Annotated in this window: 3 protein-coding genes; 2 read left to right on the top strand and 1 reads right to left on the bottom strand. The window is 72.2% G+C overall.

The features are described 5' to 3' along the window. A partial coding sequence (locus tag GT030_RS24605) for a TetR family transcriptional regulator (RefSeq protein WP_161202971.1) occupies positions 1 to 426 on the bottom strand: 426 nt, incomplete at its 3' end. Between the two features lie 131 nt (positions 427 to 557). On the opposite strand from GT030_RS24605, the gene GT030_RS24600 reads away from it, so the two are divergent. Then, the gene (locus GT030_RS24600; RefSeq protein ID WP_161202970.1) at positions 558 to 1,187 is read left to right on the top strand and encodes an alpha-ketoglutarate-dependent dioxygenase AlkB; all 630 of its coding nucleotides are present in this window, start codon (positions 558 to 560) and stop codon (positions 1,185 to 1,187) included. Positions 1,188 to 1,242: 55 nt separating this feature from the next. Next, positions 1,243 to 1,989: an MBL fold metallo-hydrolase gene (locus GT030_RS24595; RefSeq protein ID WP_161202969.1), complete on the top strand. Its 747-nt coding sequence runs from the start codon at positions 1,243 to 1,245 to the stop codon at positions 1,987 to 1,989. Positions 1,990 to 2,031 lie beyond the last annotated feature (42 nt).

The raw sequence follows: 2,031 nt of genomic DNA, 5'->3' as shown, positions 1-2,031 counted from the left end.
GGCGACGGCCTCGCGCAGCCGGGCCCGGTGCCGCAGCAGGGTCTCGGCGACGGCCGGGTCGCGGGCGGCGTGCACGAGGAAGTCGGTCTTCACCAGCAGCCAGTCCACGTCGAGGAGGAGCACCTCGGCGACGCGGTCCACGGAGGCGGCCACGTCCAGCGCGGGGCCGTCCTGGGCGAGCGCCTCGGCGACCTGGGCGGCGATGAGGTCGGCGCGCTCCTGGTACAGGGCGAAGAACAGCTCGTCGAGCGTGGCGAAGTTGGAGTAGAAGGCACCCCGGCTGTATCCGGCGGCCTCGCAGACCTCCTCGATGGAGACTCGCCCGAACCCCTTGGCCGCGAACACCGCGAAGGCGGCGGCGAGCAGTTCGGCCCGCGTCCGCGCCCGCCGCTTGGTGACCCGCGGCGCCTTCTCCTCGGCCGTCATCGCCCGCACCTCGCTTTCGATACAGGAACGTATCCGATACATCTATGTATGGAAAGAGCCGCGCGCTCGGGTTGCACGAGAGGGTTCATGATCGCTAGAACACACTTTCGATTCAGGAGTACGCTGTCCCCATGTCCACGCACCTCCAGAGTTCGCTGTTCGACCAGGCCGACGAGCTGAGCCTCGGCTCTCTCGACGGGCTGGAGCGGACCGTACTGGGCTCGGGGGCCTGGATCGACGTGCTGCCGGGCTGGCTGAGCGGGGCCGACGCGCTGTTCGAACAGCTCGCCGCGGAGGTCCCCTGGCGGGCCGAGCAGCGCCGGATGTACGACAACGTGGTGTCCGTACCGCGCCTGCTGTCCTTCTACCGCGACCGGGACCCGCTCCCCCACCCGGTGCTGGACGAGGCCCGCGAGGTGCTCTCGGCGCACTACGGACCGGAGCTGGGCGAGCCCTTCGTCACGGCCGGGCTGTGCTACTACCGCGACGGCCGGGACAGCGTGGCGTGGCACGGCGACCGGATCGGGCGGGGCAGCCGCGAGGACACGATGGTCGCCATCCTCTCGGTCGGCGCCCCGCGCGATCTGCTGCTGCGTCCGGCGGGCGGTGGCCCGGTGGCCGTACGCCGGCCGCTCGGGCACGGCGACCTGATCGTGATGGGCGGCTCCTGCCAGCGCACCTGGGAGCACTGCGTCCCCAAGTCGGCGCGGGCCGCCGGGCCCCGGATCAGCATCCAGTTCCGCCCTCGCGGGGTGCGCTGACCCGGCATCTGGTTGGCTGACGCCGTCAGGTCATCGGCCGGAATCCGAGGGGAACATGCGGGCACAGGCAGAGCAAGTCGCGGACGGCGTCCACCTCGTGCGGGGTCACCACGTCAACTGGGTGATCCTGAAGGACGGTGAGGACGTCAGTCTCATCGACACCGGGTATCCGGGAGACCGGCAGGGGCTGCTCGACTCCCTCGACGCCGTGGGCAGTTCGCCCGAGGCGGTGACGGCGGTGCTGATCACCCACGCCCACAACGACCACCTGGGCTCGGCCGAGTACCTGCGCGCCGCCCACGGCACGCCGGTGCTGCTGCATCCGGCCGAAGTGCCGCACGCCCGGCGGGACTTCCTGCAGCAGTGCTCGATCGGTGACGTGGTGCGCAACGCCTGGCGGCCCGGTGTGGTGCCGTGGGCGGTGCATGTGGTCAAGGCGGGCGGCACCGAGCACAACCCGGTGGTGAAGCCCGAGCCGTTCGAGTCCGGTGGCGCCCTCGATCTGCCGGGGCACCCGGTGCCCGTGCACACGCCGGGCCACACCGGCGGGCACTGCGTCTACCACCTGCCCGGAGCGGGCGTCGTGATCTCCGGCGATGCCCTGATCACCGGGCACGCGACCTCCCGCGTCCGGGGCCCGCAGATGCTGCACGGCTTCTTCCACCACGACACGGACCGGGCCGTGACCTCGCTGGCGCTGATCGCCGAACTGGAGGGTGACGTGCTGCTGCCCGGCCACGGCCCGCTGTACCGGGGCCCGGTGCGGGCCGCCGCCGAGCAGGCCCGCGACCGGGCGTCCTGACCGTCAGGCCGGGTCGTCGCCGGGCCGGTCCTGCGGGACGAC

The organism is Streptomyces sp. SID1328 (genome assembly GCF_009865595.1).
Taxonomy (GTDB): Bacteria; Actinomycetota; Actinomycetes; order Streptomycetales; family Streptomycetaceae; genus Streptomyces; species Streptomyces griseoluteus.
Note: the sequence above shows the minus strand (reverse complement) of the source record. Positions and strands in the feature narration are given on the sequence as shown.

What these genes read in the sequence shown, in the direction of transcription:
- GT030_RS24600 (WP_161202970.1), top strand. Translation starts at nt 558, where the DNA reads ATGTCCACGCACCTCCAGAGTTCGCTGTTCGACCAGGCCGACGAGCTG.
- GT030_RS24595 (WP_161202969.1), top strand. Translation starts at nt 1,243, where the DNA reads ATGCGGGCACAGGCAGAGCAAGTCGCGGACGGCGTCCACCTCGTGCGG.